Raw genomic sequence first — 19,985 nt, forward strand, 5'->3', positions numbered from 1 at the left:
CTTACTGCTGGTCGTCCTTGCCGCCGGGCATATGCCCGGCGGGTTTGCAGCGGCCTCAGACCACATGGATACCGTTCTGTACCCACAGGTGATGGCTTGGATCCTCCTGGGCCGTGTATTGGTTATAGTCGATACCGTCGGCAGTTTGGTTCCCGACCAGCGTCCAGTTGTCCGTCATGTGAACCGAGTCTTTTTCGTCCCCCTTGATGATCAGCGTGTCGGTGCCGGTTTCGGTGATGGCCACCACGTCCGCGAGGTTGAGCGTCAGCGCCACCGAACTGGTGTCGTTGAGGTCGATGACTTCGATGTCATGCACGCGCCCGGCCAGGTTGCCCAGGTCGATGCTGGCATCGCCGCCGCCCCACAGCAGGGTGTCGGTACCGGTGCCGCCCTCGACACTGGCGAAGTTCTGGTCAACCACCACCAGGGTGTCGTTGCCCGCACCACCCTGCAGGGTGATATGGCCACCCTGGCTGCCATCGAGGTGGTCGTTGCCGTCGGTGCCGGCGATCACATCGGTAGCGGCTGCCAGGCTGGCCAGCGCTACGGCCTCGTCACCGGTGTCGGCCTGCAGTGAAGTGAAGGTGGTGAGGCCGGCAGCATTGTCCAGGTTGACGGTCAGTGTCGCGGTGTCGGTGGTGCCGTTCGGGTGGGTCAGCTCGTAGGTGAAGGTGTCGTGCTGCCCGACCACTGCCGAGGTGAGCCCCGCGTTGAGGGTGTAGGTGTAGCTGCCGTCGGCATGCACCAGCAAGGTGCCATAGGTGCCGGCCACGCTCACCCCGTTGTAGCCCGGGATGGTGTAGGTGTTGGCCGCTGTCAGCACGCTCAGCACGGTCAGTGCGGACCCTACATTGTCATCGCTCAGCAGGTTGCCGGTAGCCGCGGTAGCACTGCCCACCACGAATTGATCCAGGTGCGTGGCCGTGGCATTGACGGTGGTGGTGATCGAGCTGAGCAGCCCGATGCCGCCTGCCGACACTTTCACGTGGTAGGTGCCTGGCCCCTGGTCCTGGAAGGTATAGCCGGCACCTCCGCCCAGCAAGCTGACCAGCGAGCCCCCGTTCACGACCTGCACCGACACGTACAGGCCGGTCGCCGGGTTGAGCTTGAGCAGCTCGATGGTGGTGCCGTTGAGCAGGCTCAGGAGGTTGGTGGAGTTAACCACCACCTGCAGGTCGGTCACGGTATTGGCAGCGACCGTGGTGGTGTACGTGGCCGAGCGCGAACCGATTACCGGCAGGCTGAGCGGCGTGAACGTGGTGGACGAGGTGGTTTCCGGGTTGACCAGGGTGATATGGCTGCTGCCCACGTCGTTGACCGCATCCACTACCGTGGCCGGCGCACCGTAGTTGGTGTTGCTCCAGATCTCCGTGGCTTGCGGGCTGTCGATGCGTACATACAGGTTGGCCGCATCGGACAGGCCGTTCGGGTGCACCAGCTGGTAGCTGAACACATCCACCTTGCCGACGCTGCCTGGGCTGCCGTTCGGGGTGTAGGTGTAGCTGCCGTCACCGTGGATCACCAGGGTGCCGTACAGGCCCTGCACCGTGGTGGCAGTGCCAGCGGCAACGTAGCTGCCGTTCTTCAGCACTTGCAGCACAGCGCCGCTGTCCGGGCCACGGGCATCCACGGTGCCATCGGTGCCGACATCGGTGATGACGTTGCCGGAGGTGGGGGTGCCGGTACCGGTGAACTGGGTCAGGCTGGTGGCCGTGATGTCCAGCGAGGTGGTCACGTTGGTTACCAGGCCGATACCACCACTGCCGACGGTCAGGCGATAGTCACCGGCTTGCAGGGTACCGATATCGACCTGCAGGCCGAGCGGCAGCACGATAAGGTCGAGCAGGCCCTGATTGTTGCCGGTGGCGATGGTCACCCAGGCGCCGGTAGCGTCCTTCACCTGCAGGGTGAACGTGGAGTTGTTGAGCAATGCCAGCACGCTGTTGGTGGTCAGCGTGAGCGTCGGGTCCACTGTCGTGCCTGCTGCCACGGTCCAGGTATACGTCTTGGTGAAACCCGATATCAGCGTGGTGAAGCTGTCGGTATAGGTTTTTGTAGCGCTGACCGGTACCAGGTTGACCGTTGCCGTCGCCAGGTTGTCACTGGCGATGACCGGCGCGTTGGCGTCCACATCCGGCGCGGTGACGTTGACGTTGCCCGACACGTTGCCGCGCGGGTCGCTGACGGTTACCGAGAGGACCTGGCCGTTGTCCTGAGGCGGGTTCAGGGTCACGGTGAAGACGCCGTCCGGCTGCACCGTGGCGGTTTGCAGCACGGTACCGTTGGCGCTGCGCACGGTCACGGTGGCACCCACTTCGCCGGTACCGGTGAGGGTACCGCCATCGGCACTGAACAGCAGGTTGCCGGCAGCCGCAGGCGGGGTCAGGTCCGGTGCGGTCAGCGCGGTGCCGGTGGACACGTTGCCGGCGCTGTCGGTGAGGGTGACGCTCAGTGCCTGGTTGTCGATCTGCGCGGCGGTCAGGCTGACCACGAACAGGCCGTTGCTGCCCACCGTCGCGGTACCCAGCACCGTCCCGGCACTGTTGCGCACGGTAACCGTGCTGCCGATCTGGCCAGAGCCGCTGACTGCGGTACCGTTGGCGTTGATGGTGGCCAGCGGGGCGGCTGGCGGGGTGGTGTCCGGTGCGGTCACGCTGGTGCTACCGGACAAGTTGCCCGCAGCATCGGCCTGGCGCACCACCAGCAGTTGCCCGTCGTTCTGTGGCGAGGTCAGGGTGATGGTGAAGGTGCCGTCGGGTTGCACCACGCCGGTACCGACCTGGCCGTTCGGGCCTTGGACCGTTACGGTCGCGCCCGCTTCACCGTTACCGGTAAGCACGGTACCCGTGCCGTTGACGGCCACGTTGGTCGGTGCGACCGGTGGCTGCAGGTCGGCGGCGGTGTAGCTGGTACTGCCGGACACATTACCCGCAGCGTCGGCCTGGCTCACGCCCAGGACCTGGCCGTTGAGCTGCGGGGCGTTCAGGTTGACGGTGAACACACCACCGCCATTCACCACCGCCGTACCGAGCACGTTGTTGCTGGCGTCGCGCACGGTCACTGTGGCCCCGGCTTCACCGGTGCCGGTCAGCACCAGGCCATTGACGGACAGGTTGGTCACCAGCGGGTTGGCCGGTGGCGTGATGTCGCCCGCTTGCAGGAAGGTCGGCTGGGATTCGCCGCCCACCAGTGCAACAGCAGTCACCGAAATGTGCTGGCCGTTGAGCTGGGCTGTGTTCAGCGTCAGGGTAAAGGTGCCGTTAAGAGTAGCGCCGCCTGTGCCGATCAGGTTGCCTGCGGCATCGTAGACGCGGATGCCAACGCCGCTTGGCGCATTGCCTGTCAGGGTGAGGCCGTCGCTGCCCAAGGTCACGTCGGTCGGCGGCACGGGCGGTGCGATCAGTGGGGTGACGTAGGTCGCGACGGCGGAGGTGTTGAAACCGTCGGACTGCGTCACACCCAACGTCGCGAGAATGCCGGCAGGGGGGACCAGCGTTATCTGGAAGTTGCCTGCAGCATCCACCGTACCGGTGCCGAGCACGGTTCCACCACGGCTGACGGTGACGGTGGCATTGGGCTCGCCCTTGCCGGTCAGCACGTCGAAGGTGTTGTTGATGGCCATGTCAGTGACCACGGCAGGCGGCGAGGTGTCGTTGGTCTGGTAGGGGACAACCACCGAGGCGTTGCCGGCATCGTCCGTGGACACCACCGTCAGCAGTTGGCCGTTGTTTTGCGCCGGGCTGATCGGCACCGTGAACTGGCCGTTCTCACCTACTTCCACCGAGCCCACGATGTTGTTGTTCGGGCCGCGCACTGTAATGGTGGTGCCGGCTTCGGCCGTACCGGTCATCGACGTGCCAGCCGGGTTGAGCAACAGGTTGCTCGGTTGCACCGGTGGCGTAAGGTCTGGGGCGAACACTGCCAGTGGCGCCGAAGGGTTGCCGGTGGGGTCCTGGGCGATGATGGTCAGCGTTTCGCCGTTGATTTGCGGGTTGTTGAGGTTGAGGACAAAGGTGCCGTCCGGATCGACCGTGACCTGGCCCAGCAGGTCGCCGTTGTTGTTGACCACGGTCACCCGGGTGCCGGCTTCGGCGGTACCGACCAACTGGGTGCCACTGTTGTTGATGGTGGCAATTACTCCAGCCGGTGGGGTGATATCCACCGCCGTGACGGTGCTGACCACCGATATGTTGTCCTTGCCGTCGGTCAGGGTTACCTGCAGCACCTGGCCATTCAACTGTGGCGAATCCAGTTCGACCACGAAGATGCCGTTGGCAGCCACCACGGCCGTGCCGATCAGCTCGGTACCGACGTACACCTTCACCGTGGCGCCCGCTTCGCCGACACCGCCAAGTTCAGTGCCCGCCGCATTGAGCCGCAGCTCGGTTGCGGCTGCCGGCGGCGTGTGGTCCGGGGCCAGCACGGTGACTGGCAGGCTGATGTTGCCGGGTGGGTCGGCCTGCAACACCGACAGCGCTTCGCGGTTGATTTGCGCTGGCGTCAGTTCGACGCGGAAGGAGCCGTCTGCCAGCACCGTGCCGGTACCCAGCACGGTACCGGCGGCGTTGCTTACGGTGACCGTCGCGCCCGCTTCGCCTCGGCCGAAGACCACGCTGCCATCGGTGGTGATGTCCACCTCGGTGAGCGGGGCCGGCGGCGTGAAGTCCGGCGTCTGCAGTGTTGCCACTGCCGACACGTTACCCGCCCCATCGGCCTGGGTGACGCTGAGCAGTTCGGCGTTGCCCAATGCCGGGCTCAGGGTGAGGGTGAAGTGGCCGCTGGCATCGACGATGGCGCTGCCGATTTCCTCGCCGGCGGGGTTGGTCACGGTCACCTGCGCGCCGACTTCGCCGCGGCCCGTGATGGTGACGCCATCACTGGAGATGGCCAGCTCGCTGGGTGCTGCAGGGGGTGTGGTATCCGCTGCGGTGATGGCGCTGGCGGCGGACTGGTTGCCTGCCGCATCGGTCAGCACCACGTGCACCTGCTGGCCGTTGGCCTGAGGCGATGCGAAGCTGACCTGGAAGGTGCCGTCGGCGCGCACCGTTGTGCTGCCCAGCACAGTGCCATCGGCGGCGAGTACGCGGACAGTTGCACCCGCCTCGCCGGTACCGTTGAGCAGGCTGCCTCCTCCGGCGAAGGCCAGGTTGGCGGCGGCATCCGGCGCCACCCGGTCAGGGGCGGTGAGGCTGACGCTGTTGGACTCGTTGCCCGCGACGTCGGACTGGCTGGCGCTGAGTTGTTCGCCGTTGATCTGTGCGGTGCCCAGGGTGACGCTGAAGTTGCCGCTGGCATCAACCACGGCGGTGCCCAGGTCGATACCGCCTTCGCCAATCACGGTGACGGTAGCGCCCGGTTCACCGCGGCCACTGAGTACCAGGCCGTCGTTGGACAGCACCAGGTTGGTCAGCGCCTGCGGTGCTGTGGTGTCCGGTGCCAGCAGGGTGGCCGGCAGCGAGACTGCGCCGTCGCTGCCGGTGGCGCTGACTTGCAGCACTTCACCGTTGGCCTGGGCACTGCCCAGGTTGACGGTGAAGGTACCGTCGTTGGCTACCGGGCTGCTGCCCAGCAATACGCCGTTGGGGCCATACACCTTGACCGTGCTGCCCACCGCTGCGGTACCGGTCACAGACAGGCCGTCGGCGGCCAGCACCAGGTTGTCTGGCGTTGCCGGTGCCAGAAGGCCCGGCGCGGTGACGTTTTGCGCAGGGGAGACGTTCTGTGCGGCATCAGCCTGAACCACGCTGAGGCTTTCACCGGTGAGTGCGGCCGGCGACAGGGCCACGCTGAAGTGGCCGTCGGCGCCGACCGTGGCAGTGCCCAGCACGGTATTGTCGGGTGCCCGCACGGTGACCGTTGCACCGGCTTCGCCATTCCCCGTGAGGGTGGCGCCACTGGCGGAGACCGCCAGGTTGGTCACGGCCGCTGGCGGCGTGGTGTCGGCTGCGGTGTAAGGCGCGGCCGGCGACACGTTGCCCGCCGCGTCGGTGGCGGTTACCTGCAGGCTCTGGCCATTGGTCTGGGCGCTGTTCAGGGTGACCTGGAAGGTGCCGTTGCTGCCGGCGACCGCCGTGCCCAGCACGTTGCCGCTGGCATCGCGCACGGTCACGGTACTGCCGGCCTCGGCATTACCGGTCAGTTGCAGCCCGGTGGCCGCCAGCGCCAGTGCAGTCGGTGCAGCGGGTGGGGTGAAGTCCGGCGCGGTGACTGCCACGGCGGTGGAGGTGTTGTTGCCCGCGTCGGTCTGCGTCACGCTCAGGTGCTGGGCGTTGAGCTGGGCGCTGTCCAGGGTCAGGGTGAAGCTGCCGTTGGCGGCCACCAGGCCGGTGCCGATGATGGTGCCATCCGGGCCGCGCACGGTGACTGTGGCGCCGGCTTCGCCCAGGCCGGTCAGGGTCAGGCCGTTGTTGTTCAGCGCCACGTTGGTCAGCGGTGCGGGTGGGGTCAGGTCCGGGGTCGTCACATTGACGGCTGGCGACGTGTTGCCGGCGGCATCCACTTGCGTGACACCGATGGCCTGGCCGTTGGCTTGCGGGGTGTCGAAGGTCACCGTGAAGCGACCGTCGGCGCCCACCGTGGCGGTACCCAGCACGCTGCCGGCGGCGTTGCGCACCTGCACCGTAGCGCCCACTTCACCGCTGCCGGACAGCTGCCGGCCGTCCTGGCTCAAGGCCGGGTTGGTGATGGCGGCGGGTGGCGTGCGGTCTGGCGTGGCCAGGCTGGCCGGGCCGGAGACGTTGCCGGCAGCATCGCTGAGGGTGACCTGCAGCGGGCTGCCGGTGGTTTGCGCGCTGGGCAGGGTGACCTGGAACTGGCCGTTCTGGTTGACGGTACCGGTGGCCAGGACAGCGCCACTGGCATCGCGAATGGTCACTGTGGCGCCGGCCTCGCCCTGGCCACTGAGCACGGTAGCCGCGCTGTTCAGGCTGAGGTTGCTGGCCGCCAGCGGTGCTTGCAGGTCGGGTGCCTGCACGCTGGCTGCCAACGATACGTTACCGGCGGCGTCGGCCTGGGTGACGATCAGGTTCTGGCCGTTTGCCGCAGCCGGGGAGAGGTTGACGCTGTACAAGCCATTGTTGCCAACCACGGCGCTGCCGAGCAGGGTGCCCTGAGCGTCGGTGACCCGCACGGTCGCGCCCACTTCACCCTGGCCGGTCAGCGTGCTGCCGGTGCGGTCGATGTCTGCGGTAGGTGCGTTTGGCGCGGTGGTGTCGTTGGCGACTAAGGTGGCCGGAACCGATGGCTGGCCATCGGCGCCGATACGTGCGCTGACCTGCAAGGTTTGCGCGTTGAGCTGGGCGTTGCCGAAGAACACCCGGAAGGAGCCATCGCTGCCCACCGTCGCGGTGCCCAAGGTGGCGCCGCCGGAAGTCACGGTAATCAGCGAGCCGACCGTGCCGGTACCCGTCAGCACGAAGCCGTCGGCACTGATGGCCAAGCCTGCAGGCGTTGCCACCTCGGTGCCGGTCGGGCCGGTCAGGGTAACGCCATCGGACTCATTGCCGGCAGGGTCGATGACCACCACGCTGACTTGATCGCCCGAGGTCAACGGCGGGTTGACCGGTATCACGAAGGTGCCATCCGGGCCGGCAGTTGTCGTGCCGAGGTCGTCGCCGGTGACCGGGTCGCGGATGACCACGGTGCTACCCGGCTCGGCGGTACCGCCAATGGTGCTGCCATCCGGGCTCACGGTCACGCCGGTAGCGGGTTCCGGGTCGGTGTTGTCTGGTGCGGTGACGGTAATCGGCGCCGAGCTGTTGCCAGCCGGGTCGGTGACGATCACGGTCACGGTTTCGCCGTTGTTCTGGGTGGTCGGCAGCGTCACGCTGAAGCTGCCGTCGGCATTCACCGGAACCGTGGTTTCCACGCCAGCGCCGTCACGCACGGTCACGGTTTCTGCACCCGGCGCGTTGCCGCTGACGGTAGTGCCATCCTCGCTGACCTCAACCCCGGTCGGCAGGGCCGGTGGGGTGATGTCCGGTGCATTGATCGGTGTGTTGTCGGAAACGTTGCCCGCGGCATCGGTCAGGGTTACCTGCAGGGTCTGGCCATCCAGCTGTGCAGGTGCCAGCGGCACGGTGAAGTTGCCACCTGCCGGTACTACCACGGTGCCAAGCAGGTCGCCGCCAGCGTTGCGTACTTCAACGGTGCTGCCTGCCTCGCCGGTGCCCTGGATGGCGTTGCCGCCCGGGGTGATGGTGAGGCCGGCCGGAGCGGTCGGTGCCGTGTTGTCGTCGGCGGTAAAGGTAGCCGACGGCGAGGCATTGCCGCCGCCATCGATCAGCACCACCGACAACACTTCGCCGTTGGTCTGGGCGGGGGTCAGTGTCACTTCGAACGTACCGCCTGCACCCACTGGGATGGTGCCCAGCAGGTCGCCTGCAGCGTTGCGAACCTCGACGGTGCTGCCAGGCTCGCCCTGGCCGCTGAGCAGCGTGCCGGTAGGATCAAGGCCCAGGCCTTGCGCCGGCAGCGGTGCCTCGAAGTCTGGTGCGGTGACGGTGCCGGCGGGTGAGTCGTTGCCGGCGTTGTCCGCCTGGGTGACGGACAGGGTCTGGCCATTGAGCTGTGGCGGGTCGATGCTCACCTGGAAGCTGCCATTGGGCTGAACGGTGGCGGTGCCCAGCACGGTGCCTTCGGCGTTGGTGACGCTCACCTGCGCACCTGGCTCGCCGCTGCCGGTAATGGTCCGGCCATCGCCGGACAGGGTCAGGCCGGTCGGGGTAGCCGGCAACTCGGTGTCCGGTGCCGGCAGGTCGACTGCCGCCGACAGGTTGCCGGTCGGGTCACGCTGCTCCACGGTCAGTGCCTGGCCGTTGGTCTGCGGTGGGGTGAGGGTGATTTCGAACGCACCGTTTTCGCCGACCACGGTGCTGCCCAGCACGCTGCCGTCCGGCCCGCGCACGGTGACCGTGGCACCGGGTTCGCCGTTGCCGGTGACCGTGGTGCCGGTGCCATCGATGGCCGGGGTGGTGACCACTTGCGGTGGGGTGGAGTCGGGTGCAGTGAAGTCTACGGGCCCTGCGCTGTTGCCCAGGTTGTCGGTGGCTTCGACTGTGAGGCTTTCACCATTGCGCTGCGGTGCGTTGAGGGTGACATCGAAGCGGCCGTCGGCGCCTACGGTGGCGGTGCCCAGCACGTTGCCGTCGGCGTCGCGCACGGTGACGATGGAACCGTTCTGGCCTTGGCCGGTGAGGTGAATGCCAGCGGTATCGATGGCCAGCCCCGAGGGTTGCAGTGGGCCGTCTATGTCGGGCGCCATGGTAGTGGCGCTCGAAGTATTGCCGGCTGCGTCGCGCAGCACCACGTCCAGTTCCTGACCGTCGGTCTGTGGCGGGATCAGGACCAAGCTGATCACGCCGTCGGCACCCACCTGGGCGTTGCCCAGCACAGTACCGTCGGCGCTGATGACCTGCACGGTGGTGCCCGGCTCGCCGCGGCCGGTCAGCAGGCTGCCATCGGCACTTACTTGCAGCTGGCTGGCTTCATTGGGCGGGGTGATATCGGGGGCGAGGATCTGGGTAGGCAGCGAGCTGTTGCCAGCGCCATCGACAGCCACCACATCCAGGGTTTCGCCGTTGGCCTGTGCCGGGGTCAGGGTGATGAGGAAGCTGCCGTCCGGGCCAGCCTGGGTGCTGCCCAGCACATTGCCCTGTGCGTCGCGCACTTCTACCTGCGTACCTGCCGGGGCGGTACCGGCGAGGGTAGAGCCGTCAGGGGCCACTACAATGCCGCTCGGGCTCTCGGGCAGCGGTGTATCGGCAACCGTCACGCTGAGCCCCACCGAGGTATTGCCAGCGGCATCGGTCTGTACCACCACGACGGTTTCGCCCGCCACCAGCGGTGCTTCAAGGTCGACCACGAAGGTGCCATTCGGTGCCACGGTGCCGGTACCGATGACCGCGCCCTGTGCGTCGCGCACTTCCACGGTGGCGCCGGGTTCGCCCCGGCCAGACACGGCCAGGCTGCCATCGGCTGCCACCACGTCGGTGACGAGTGCCGGGGCGGTGATGTCCGGGGTCACATAGCTCAGCGGTGGCGAGATGTTGCCTGCCTCATCGATCACGGTGATGGACACGGTTTCGCCATTGGCCTGTGGCGGGTCGAGGGTCAGGCTGAAGCTGCCATCAGGTTGGGCAATGGCGTTACCGATCAGGTTGCCCGAGGCATCCCTTACCTCCACCCGGGCGCCCGCTTCGGCCGTGCCGGTCAGGCTGTCGCCATCGGTCAGCACCAGGCCGGTCGGTTGCTGCGGTGGCACGAGGTCCGGGGCCGCCAGTGGGCTAGGGGTGGACACGTTGCCGGCGGCATCGGTCAGGGTCACTTGCAGGGATGAGCCATCCACCACCGGGGTTGGCAGTTGCACGTTGAAGCTGCCATCCGGCTGCACGGTGCCGCTCACCAGCACCTGGCCCTGATCGTTGAGCACTTTCACGGTGGCGCCCACTTCGCCACGGCCGGAGACCGTGCGGCCATCGTCGCTGATGGCCAGTTGAGTGGCTGGCGCTGGCGGGGTGGTGTCGCCGCCGTTATCAATGATCGGCGCGGTGACGGTACCGGCCGTGGAGGCGTTGCCTGCGGTATCGGTGGCGGCCACCTGCAACTGCTCGCCTGCCACTTGTGGCGGGGTGAGGCCGATGCTGAACGCACCGTTGGCCCCCACCACGACACTGCCCAGTACGGTAGTGCCGTCGGCTGCCAGCACACGCACGGTGCTGCCGGCTTCGGCACGCCCGGTTACCACGCTGCCATCGGCGCTGACGACCAGTTCGCTTGGTGCGGTAGGCGCGGTGATGTCCGGCGCGGACACTTGTACCGGCAGTGACGAGGCCCCGTTGTTGTCGATGGCGACCACGTCCAGCAACTGGCCGTTGGCCTGGGCCGGGTTGAGCACAACGGTGAAGGTGCCCTCGGCACCCACCACGATGCTGCCGACCACGGCGCCGTTGGCATCATGCACTTCCACGCGGCTGCCGACCGGCGCGGAACCGCTGATGCTGGTGCCATCCTCAGCGAATACCAGGTCGCTCGGGCTTGTCGGTATGGCCACCAGCGGTACGTCGAAGGTCAAGGCTTCGGACGCGTTGCCGCTGGCGTCGGTCTGCACCAGGCTCAGGCGCTCACCCGGCAGCGCGGCCGGGTCCAGGTCGAGCAGGAAGGTGCCGTTGGCGGTCACCGTGCCCGTGCCGATCACTGTGCCATTGACGTCGCGTACTTCGACGGTGGCCCCGGCTTCACCACGACCGCTCAGGGTCAGGCCATCTGCGCCGACCACGATGTTGCCGACTGCGGCAGGGGCCGTAGTATCCGGAGCATCGAACGGCAAGGGGGTAGAGACATTACCGGCCGCGTCCACCAGGCGGATGTCGAGTATCTCGCCATTGGCCTGGGCAGGGGACAGGGTCACGCTGAAGCTGCCGTTCGGGTTCACCACGCCGGTGCCGATCACGTTGCCCGAGGCGTCGCGCACCTGCACGGTGGCACCCGGCTCGCCGCTACCGGTCAAGGTAACGCCGCCGGCCAGGTCCACGCCGGTCGGCTGGGCCGGGGCTTGCAGGTCTGGTGTGGCCACCGTGCCAGGGGTGGAGGCATTGCCGGCGGCATCGGTCAGCACCACTTGCAGGGTACTGCCGTCGTTGACCGGCGGGGCCAGTGTGACCTGGAAGGTGCCATCCGGGTTGACCGTACCGTTGGCCAGCACGTTGCCCTGGGCATCACGCACTTGCACGCTGGCGCCCGCTTCGCCACGGCCGCTCAGCTGGCCACCGGCCAGGCCGATGACCAGGTTGGTCGGGGCCAGGGGTGGGGTGGTATCGCCACCGTCGATGTCTGGGGCAGTGACGCTACCGGCGCTGGAGGCATTGCCGGCGGCATCGGTGGCGGTAACTTGCAGCACCTCACCGTCCACCTGTGCCGGGTTGAGGGTAATGCTGAAGTTGCCGGTGGCGCCCACTACCGCCGTACCCAGCACAGTAGTGCCATCGGCGGCCAGCACACGCACGGTGCTGCCCGCTTCGGCACGGCCGGTGACGACGTTGCCGTTGGCATTGATCGCGAGTTCGCTCGGGGCGGCCGGTGCGGTGATGTCCGGTGCAAAAACCTGCACCGGCAGGGACGATGCACCCGTGCCGTCGATGGCGACCACATCCAGCAGTTCGCCGTTGGCCTGGGCCGGGTTGAGGATGACGGTGAAGGTGCCTTCGACGCCCACCACCACGCTGCCGACCAAGGTGCCGTTGGCATCGCGGACTTCCACGCGGCTGCCGGCCGGGGCAGCACCCGTGATGCTGGTGCCATCCGCGGCGACTACCAGGTCGCTTGGGCTGGCAGGGGCAGTGGTCAGCGGCACCTCATACTGCAAGGCATCGGATGCGTTGCCGCTCGGGTCGGTTTGGACCAGGCTCAGTGCGGCGCCCGGTTGGGCAGCCGGGTCGAGATTGACCACGAAGGTGCCGTTGGCGCCGACCGTGGCGGTGCCGATGACGGTACCGAGGTCATCACGCACCTCAACAGTGGCACCGGCCTCGCCGCGACCGCTAAGCACCAGGCCACCGGTACCGACCACGATATTGCTGACAGCCGCAGGCGGTGTGATGTCCGGTGCATCGAACTGCAGTGGCGCAGAGCTGTTGCCGGCGGCATCTACCAAGCGCACATCCAGCGCTTCGCCATTGGCCTGAGCGGGGGACAGGGTGAGGCTGAAGGTGCCGTCCGGGTTGACCAGGCCGGTGCCAATCACGGCGCCGGCGCTATTGCGCACCTGCACCGTGGCGCCGGGTTCGCCGCGCCCGGTGAAGGTGACGCCATCGGCCAGGGCCAGTTCGGTTGGCTGCGTCGGGGCTTGCAGGTCGGGCGAGGCGACCGAGCCCGGTTGCGAGACGTTGCCGGCGGCATCGGTGAGGGTGACTTGCAACGTGCTGCCGTCGTTCACGGCAGGGGACAAGGTTACAGCGAAGGTGCCATCCGGGCCGACGGTACCGGTTGCCAGAACAGTGCCTGCGGCATCGCGCACCTGCACGGTGGTGCCGGCCTCGCCACGCCCGCTCAACTGGCCACCGGCCAGGCCGATCACCAAGTTGGTCGGTACGTCAGGTGGCGTGGTATCGCCACCGTCGATGTCGGGTGCGGTGACCGAGCCAGCGGTCGAGGCATTGCCTGCCGCATCGGTGGCGGTGACTTGCAGCACTTCGCCGTCGACCTGTGCGGGGCTGAGGGTGATGCTGAAGCTGCCGGTGGCGCCAACCACCACGCTACCCAGCACGGTGGTGCCATCGGCGGCCAGCACACGCACGGTACTGCCCGGTTCGGCGCGGCCGGTGACGACGGTGCCGTCAGCGTTGATGGCCAGTTCGCTCGGGGCGGCAGGTTCGGTGATGTCCGGCGCGGTGACCTGTGTTGGCAGGGAAGATACGCCAGCATCGTCGATGGCCACCACGTCCAGCAGTTCGCCATTGGCCTGGGCCGGGTCGAGGACCACGGTGAAGCTGCCATCGGGGCCAGCCACGACGCTGCCGAGCAGCGTGCCGTTGGCGTCATGCACTTCCACGCGGGTGCCTGCAGGTGCAGTACCGCTGATGCTGCTGCCGTCTTCGGCGAACACCAGGTCGCTGGGGCTGGCTGGGGCGGTGGTCAGCGGTACATCGTATTCGAGGGCAACGGAAGCGTTGCCGCTTGGGTCGGTCTGCACCAGGCTCAGTTGCTCACCCGGCTGCACCGCCGGGTCGAGGTTGATCAGGAAGGTGCCGTTGGCGGCGACCACACCGGTGCCGATCACGGCGCCGTTGGCATCACGCACTTCGACGGTGGCGCCGGCTTCGCCGCGCCCGCTCAGGGCCAGGCCTCCGGTACCGACCAGAATGTTGCTCACTGCCTCGGGCGGGGTGATGTCCGGTGCATCGAATTGCAGCGGCGCAGAGGTGTTGCCGGCCGCATCCACCAGTCGTACGTCCAGTGCTTCGCCGTTGGCCTGGGCAGGGTTCAGGGTCAAGCTGAACAAACCATCGGCGCCAACGATGCCGGTGCCGATGAGGGTGCCGGCGGCATCACGTACTTGCACGGTGGCACCGGGCTCGCCGCGACCGGTAAAGGTCACGCCGTCAGCCAGGGCCAGCTCGGTGGGCAGGGCAGGGGCCTGCAGGTCCGGCGAGGTGACCGAGCCGGGTGGCGAGACGTTGCCAGCCGCATCGGTCAGGGTTACTTGCAGGGCGCTGCCGTCGCTAACGGCAGGGGTCAGGGTAACTGCAAAGCTGCCATCGGCGCCGACGGTGCCGGTGGCCAGCACAGTGCCTGCCGCATCGCGTACCTGTACGGTGGTGCCGGGTTCGCCGCGCCCGCTCAGCTGGCTACCGGCCAGGCCGATTACCAGGTCAGTCGGGGCTGCGGGTGGCGTGGTATCGACACCATCGATGTCCGGTGCGGTCACCGCGCTGGTGGGTGATGTGTTGCCGGCGCCATCTGTTGCCGTGGCTTGCAGCACTTCGCCGTCGATTTGTGGCGGCGCGAGGTTGATGCTGAACACCCCGGTCGGGCCGACCACGGCCGTGCCCAGTTCGGTGCCGTCGGCCGCAACGATGCGCACGGTGCTGCCAGGTTCGGCACGGCCGGTGATGACGCTACCGTCCGCGCTGACGGCCAGCTCGGTCGGCGCGGCAGGTGCAGTGATATCCGGAGCGGTGATTTGTGCCGGCAGCGAGGACACGCCACTGTCATCGATGGCGACCACATCCAGCAGTTCGCCGTTGGCTTGGGCTGGGCTCAGTTCGATGCTGAAGGTGCCGTCGGCATTGGCAATGGCGCTGCCAACCAATGTGCCATTGGCATCGTGTACTTCGACGCGGCTGCCCGCTGGCGCAGAGCCGGTCAGGGTAGTGCCGTCGCCATCGATGGCCAGATTGCTCGGGCTATCGCGCACTTCGACGGTGGCACCCGGTTCGCCGCGACCGCTCAGGGCCAGCCCCCCGGCGCCGACCGCGATGTTGCTCACGGCAGCGGGCGGGGTGGTGTCCGGTGCATCGAATTGCAGTGGCGCCGAGGTGTTGCCGGCCGCATCCACCAGGCGCACATCCAGGGCTTCGCCGTTGGCCTGAGCGGGCGCAAGGGTGATGCTGAACAAGCCATCGGCACCGACGATGCCAGTGCCGATGAGGGTGCCGGCGGGGTTACGGACTTGCACGGTGGCGCCGGGCTCGCCGCGACCGGTAAAGGTCACGCCATCAGCCAGGGTAAGTTCAGTTGGTTGGGCAGGCGGCAGCAGGTCGGCCGAGGTGACCGAGCCGGGTTGCGATACGTTGCCGGCCGCATCGGTCAGGGTGACTTGCAGGGTACTGCCGTCGATCACGGCAGGGGTCAGGGTGATGGTGAAGGTGCCGTCAGCACCGACGGTGCCGGTTGCGAGGATATTGCCAGCGGCGTCGCGCACCTGCACGGTAGCGCCGGCTTCGCCACGGCCGCTCAGTTGGCTGCCGGCCAGGCCGATTACCAGATTGGTCGGGGCTTCAGGCGGTGTGGTGTCGCCGCCGTCGATGTCCGGCGCGGTGACCGAGCTGGCCACGGAAGTATTACCAGCGGCATCGGTCGCGGAGGCCTGCAGGACTTCACCGTCGACTTGTGGCGGCGCGAGGTTGATGCTGAATACGCCGGTCGGGCCGACCACGGCCGTGCCCAGTTCGGTGCCGTCGGCCGCAACGATGCGCACGGTGCTGCCAGGTTCGGCACGGCCAGTGATGATGCTACCGTCCGCGCTGACGGCCAGGTCGGTCGGGGCGGCAGGTGCAGTGATATCCGGGGCAGTGATTTGCGCAGGCAGCGAGGAAACGCCGCTGTCATCGATGGCAACGACATCCAGCAGTTCGCCGTTGGCTTGGGCAGGGTTCAGCTCGATGCTGAAGGTGCCGTCGGCATTGGCGATGGCGCTGCCGATCAGGGTGCCGTTGGCGTCATGCACCTCTACGCGAGTACCTGCAGGGGCGGAGCCGGTGAGGGTGGTGCCGTCGGCATCGATAGCCAGGTTGCTCGGGCTGACCGGTGCAGTGGTTAGCGGTACATCATATTCAAGGGCTACGGAGGCGTTGCCGCTTGGGTCGGTCTGCACCAGGCTCAGTTGATCACCCGGCTGCGCAGCCGGGCTGAGGTCGATCAGGAAGGTGCCGTTGGCACCGACCACGCCGGTACCGATCACGGTGCCGTTGGCATCGCGGACTTCGACGGTGGCACCCGGTTCGCCGCGACCGCTCAGGGCCAGACCCCCGGCGCCGACCGCGATGTTGCTCACGGCAGCGGGCGGGGTAATGTCCGGTGCATCGAATTGCAGTGGTGCCGAGGTGTTACCGGCAGCATCTACCAGGCGTACATCCAGGGCTTCGCCGTTGGCCTGAGCGGGCGCAAGGGCAATGCTGAACAGGCCATCGGCACCGACGATGCCAGTGCCGATGAGGGTGCCGGCGGGGTTACGGACTTGCACGGTGGCGCCCGGTTCGCCACGACCGGTGAAGGTTACGCCATCGGCCAGGGCCAGGTCAGTTGGTTGGGCAGGTGGCAGCAGGTCGGCCGAGGTGACCGAGCCCGGTTGCGACACGTTGCCGGCCGCGTCGGTCAGGGTGACTTGCAGGGCACTACCGTCGTTCACGGCAGGGCTCAAGGACAATACAAAGTTGCCATCCGGACCGACGGTACCAGTCGCGATGACGTTGCCTGCGGCGTCACGTACCTGCACGGTGGCGCCGGCTTCGCCACGGCCGCTCAGTTGGCTACCCGCCAACCCGATTACCAGATTGGTCGGGGCTTCAGGTGGTGTGGTGTCGCCGCCGTCGATGTCCGGCGCGGTGACCGAACTGGCCACGGAAGTATTGCCAGCGCTATCGGTCGCGGTGGCCTGCAGAACTTCGCCGTCTACTTGCGGCGGCGCGAGGTTGATGCTGAATACGCCGGTCGGGCCGACCACGGCCGTTCCCAGCTCGGTGCCGTCGGCTGCCAGGATACGCACGGTGCTGCCCGGTTCGGCACGGCCAGTGAGCACGGTGCCGTCAGCGCTGACGGCCAGCTCGGTCGGGGCGGCAGGTGCAGTGATATCCGGGGCAGTGATTTGCGCAGGCAGCGAGGAAACGCCGCTGTCATCGATGGCAACGACATCCAGCAGTTCGCCGTTGGCTTGGGCTGGGCTCAGTTCGATGCTGAAGGTGCCGTCGGCATTGGCAATGGCGCTGCCAAGCAATGTGCCATTGGCGTCGTGTACTTCGACGCGGCTGCCCGCTGGCGCAGAGCCGGTCAGGGTAGTGCCGTCGCCATCGATGGCCAGATTGCTCGGGCTGACCGGTGCAGTGGTCAGCGGTACATCGTATTCGAGGGCAACGGAGGCGTTGCCGCTTGGGTCGGTCTGCACCAGGCTCAGTTGATCACCCGGCTGTGCAGCTGGACTGAGGTCGATCAGGAAGGTGCCGTTGGCACCGACCACGCCGGTACCGATCACGGTGCCGTTGGCATCGCGGACTTCGACAGTGGCGCCCGGTTCGCCACGACCGCTCAGGGCCAGGCCCCCGGCGCCGACCGCGATGTTGCTCACGGCAGCGGGCGGGGTGGTGTCCGGTGCATCGAATTGCAACGGCGCAGAGCTGTTACCGGCAGCATCCACCAGGCGTACATCCAGGGCTTCGCCGTTGGCCTGAGCGGGCGCAAGGGTAATGCTGAACAGGCCATCGGCACCGACGATGCCGGAGCCGATTAGGGTGCCGGCGGCATTACGGATTTGCACGGTGGCACCGGGCTCGCCGCGACCGGTGAAGGTCACGCCGTCGGCCAGGGCCAGGTCAGTCGGTTGAGCAGGCGGGAGCAGGTCGGATGAGGTGACCGAGCCCGGCTGGGAAATGTTGCCGGCGGCATCGGTGAGGGTCACCTGCAAGGTGCTGCCGTCGATTACGGCAGGGTCCAGGGTGATGGAGAAGGTGCCGTCAGCACCAACGGTGCCAGTCGCGATGATGTTACCTGCGGCATCACGCACCTGCACGGTGGTGCCGGCTTCGCCGCGGCCGCTCAGTTGCTTGCCGGCCAGGCCAATTACCAGGTCGACAGGCGCATCGGGTGGCGTGGTGTCGCCGCCGTCGATGTCCGGCGCGGTGACCGAGCCGGCGACCGACGTGTTGCCAGCAGCATCGGTGGCGGTAGCTTGCAGGACTTCACCGTCAACCTGCGGTGGGTTGAGGTTGATGCTGAACACGCCAGTCGGGCCGACCACGGCCGTACCCAGCTCGGTGCCGTCGGCTGCCAGGATACGCACGGTGCTGCCCGGTTCGGCACGGCCAGTGAGCGCGGTGCCGTCAGCGCTGATGGCCAGCTCGGTCGGTGCGGCAGGCGGGGTGATGTCCGGTGCTGTGAACGCCAGCGGTATCGAACTGTTGCCTGCGGCATCCACCTGGCGAATGTCCAGCGCTTCGCCGTTGGCCTGCTCAGGCGAGAGGGTAAGGCTGAAGGTACCGTCGGCGTTGACCAGGCCGCTGCCGATGAGGTTGCCGGTAGCATCGCGCACCTGCACGGTGGCGCCGGGCTCGCCGCGACCGGTGAGGGTTACACCGTTGGCCAGGGCGAGGTCGGTCGGCTGGTCAGGGGCGGTGGTGTCAGGGTTGTCGACGTCCGGTGCCGCGATGCTGGCAGCTGGCGACGTATTGCCGGCCGCGTCCGCGGCGCTGACTTCCAGGGCCTGGCCGTCGGTTTGTGGCGGTTGCAGGGTGATGCTGAACTGGCCGTCCGCACCGGCTACCGCAGTGCCCAGCAATACGCCGCCAGCGCCGCGCACGGAAACCGTCGAGCCGGGTTCGGCACGACCGGTAAGCGTGGTGCCCTGTTCATCGATGGCCAGGTCGGTCGGTGCCAGTGGTGCAGTTGCATCCGGGGCGGTGACAGTGCCTGGCGCCGAGACATTGCCGGCGCCATCGGTCAGGGTGACTTCAAGGTTTTCGCTGTTGATCTGTGGTGGGGACAACGTCACGTTGAAACTGCCGTCGGCACCCACGGTGCCGCTGCCGATCAGGTTGCCGGCAGCATCACGGATATTCACCGTGGCGCCCGCTTCACCGCGGCCGGTCAGGCGCAGGCCATCCGGCGACACCAGCAGGTCGATGGGTGTGGCCGGTGCGGTGGTATCGGCATCCGAGCCGCCACCGCTGCTTCCGCCACCGCCACCGCCACTGTCGGCTGCAGCTGCTGCGCCACCGACACCGAGCAGGCTGAGCCCGGCAATCGCCCAGGTCGGCATGGCGCTACCGGCGGTACCGATACCCGCGACCAGTTCGTCCAGCGAGGCTACGTCTTCGAAGGTGAAACCGGTGAACGCTGCCGCATCGTACTGGGCGTGCCACAGGGTGCCGTCTTCGCCGACGAAGACGATGTCGCTGCCGACCCCGGCCTGGTCCACCGCGAAGAAGTTGCCAACGGTGACTTTTTCACCCGACTTCAGGGTGATGATCAGGTCCTGCCCGCGTTGGGTAACGGTGGCCACCTGGTCGGGAGATACCGGCATCTGCACGACGCCTGGTGCTTTGAGATTGATATTGCCCCAGGCGCTCTGAGTGGCGACTTCGGATTGCTTGTCGGCGATGACGATGTTGTCCATGGATGCTCCCTGCTGGTATCCGGATCCCCGGCCCGACTGTTCGGGCCACAAACGCCATAACAGAGCCCTTGCAGGTGTGTTACGCGCAGCCTCGACCAGGCAGTCGAGATTTGGGTGGTTAGGGAGATATAGCAGTCAGGCAGGAAGCAACCAGATGGCTTTCTGGGTTAATCCTTTTGTAGGTGACCCTCAGCGAAGCCCCAGCCGGCGGGCCAATCGGCTCAAATTTGCGCGGTCCAGGCCCAGTTCCCGCGCGGCTGCCGCCCAGTTGTCCTGGTGCCGTTGCAGGCAGGCTTCGATCACCTGGCGCTGGTAGATTTCGACCGCTTCGCGCAGGCCACCTTCAGGCAATGCTGCCACCTGGGGCGGGGCTGCAGGGGAGGGC

The 19,985-nt window shown here is 67.3% G+C and carries 2 protein-coding genes; both read right to left on the reverse strand.

Annotated elements, in window-relative coordinates; all coding sequences use genetic code 11:
* Positions 1-55 precede the first annotated feature (55 nt).
* Positions 56-19,600, reverse strand: a complete 19,545-nt coding sequence (locus tag AK81_RS16990; protein WP_043200599.1) for a BapA/Bap/LapF family large adhesin — start codon at positions 19,598-19,600, stop codon at positions 56-58.
* A 189-nt stretch (positions 19,601-19,789) separates the two neighbouring features.
* On the reverse strand, positions 19,790-19,985 hold a 196-nt coding region (locus AK81_RS28450; RefSeq protein WP_275452975.1), incomplete at its 5' end, for a helix-turn-helix domain-containing protein.

It is taken from the genome of Pseudomonas putida W15Oct28, from assembly GCF_000708715.2.
GTDB lineage: Bacteria > Pseudomonadota > Gammaproteobacteria > Pseudomonadales > Pseudomonadaceae > Aquipseudomonas > Aquipseudomonas putida_R.

What these genes read in the sequence shown, in the direction of transcription:
- AK81_RS16990 (WP_043200599.1), bottom strand. Translation starts at nt 19,600, where the DNA reads ATGGACAACATCGTCATCGCCGACAAGCAATCCGAAGTCGCCACTCAG.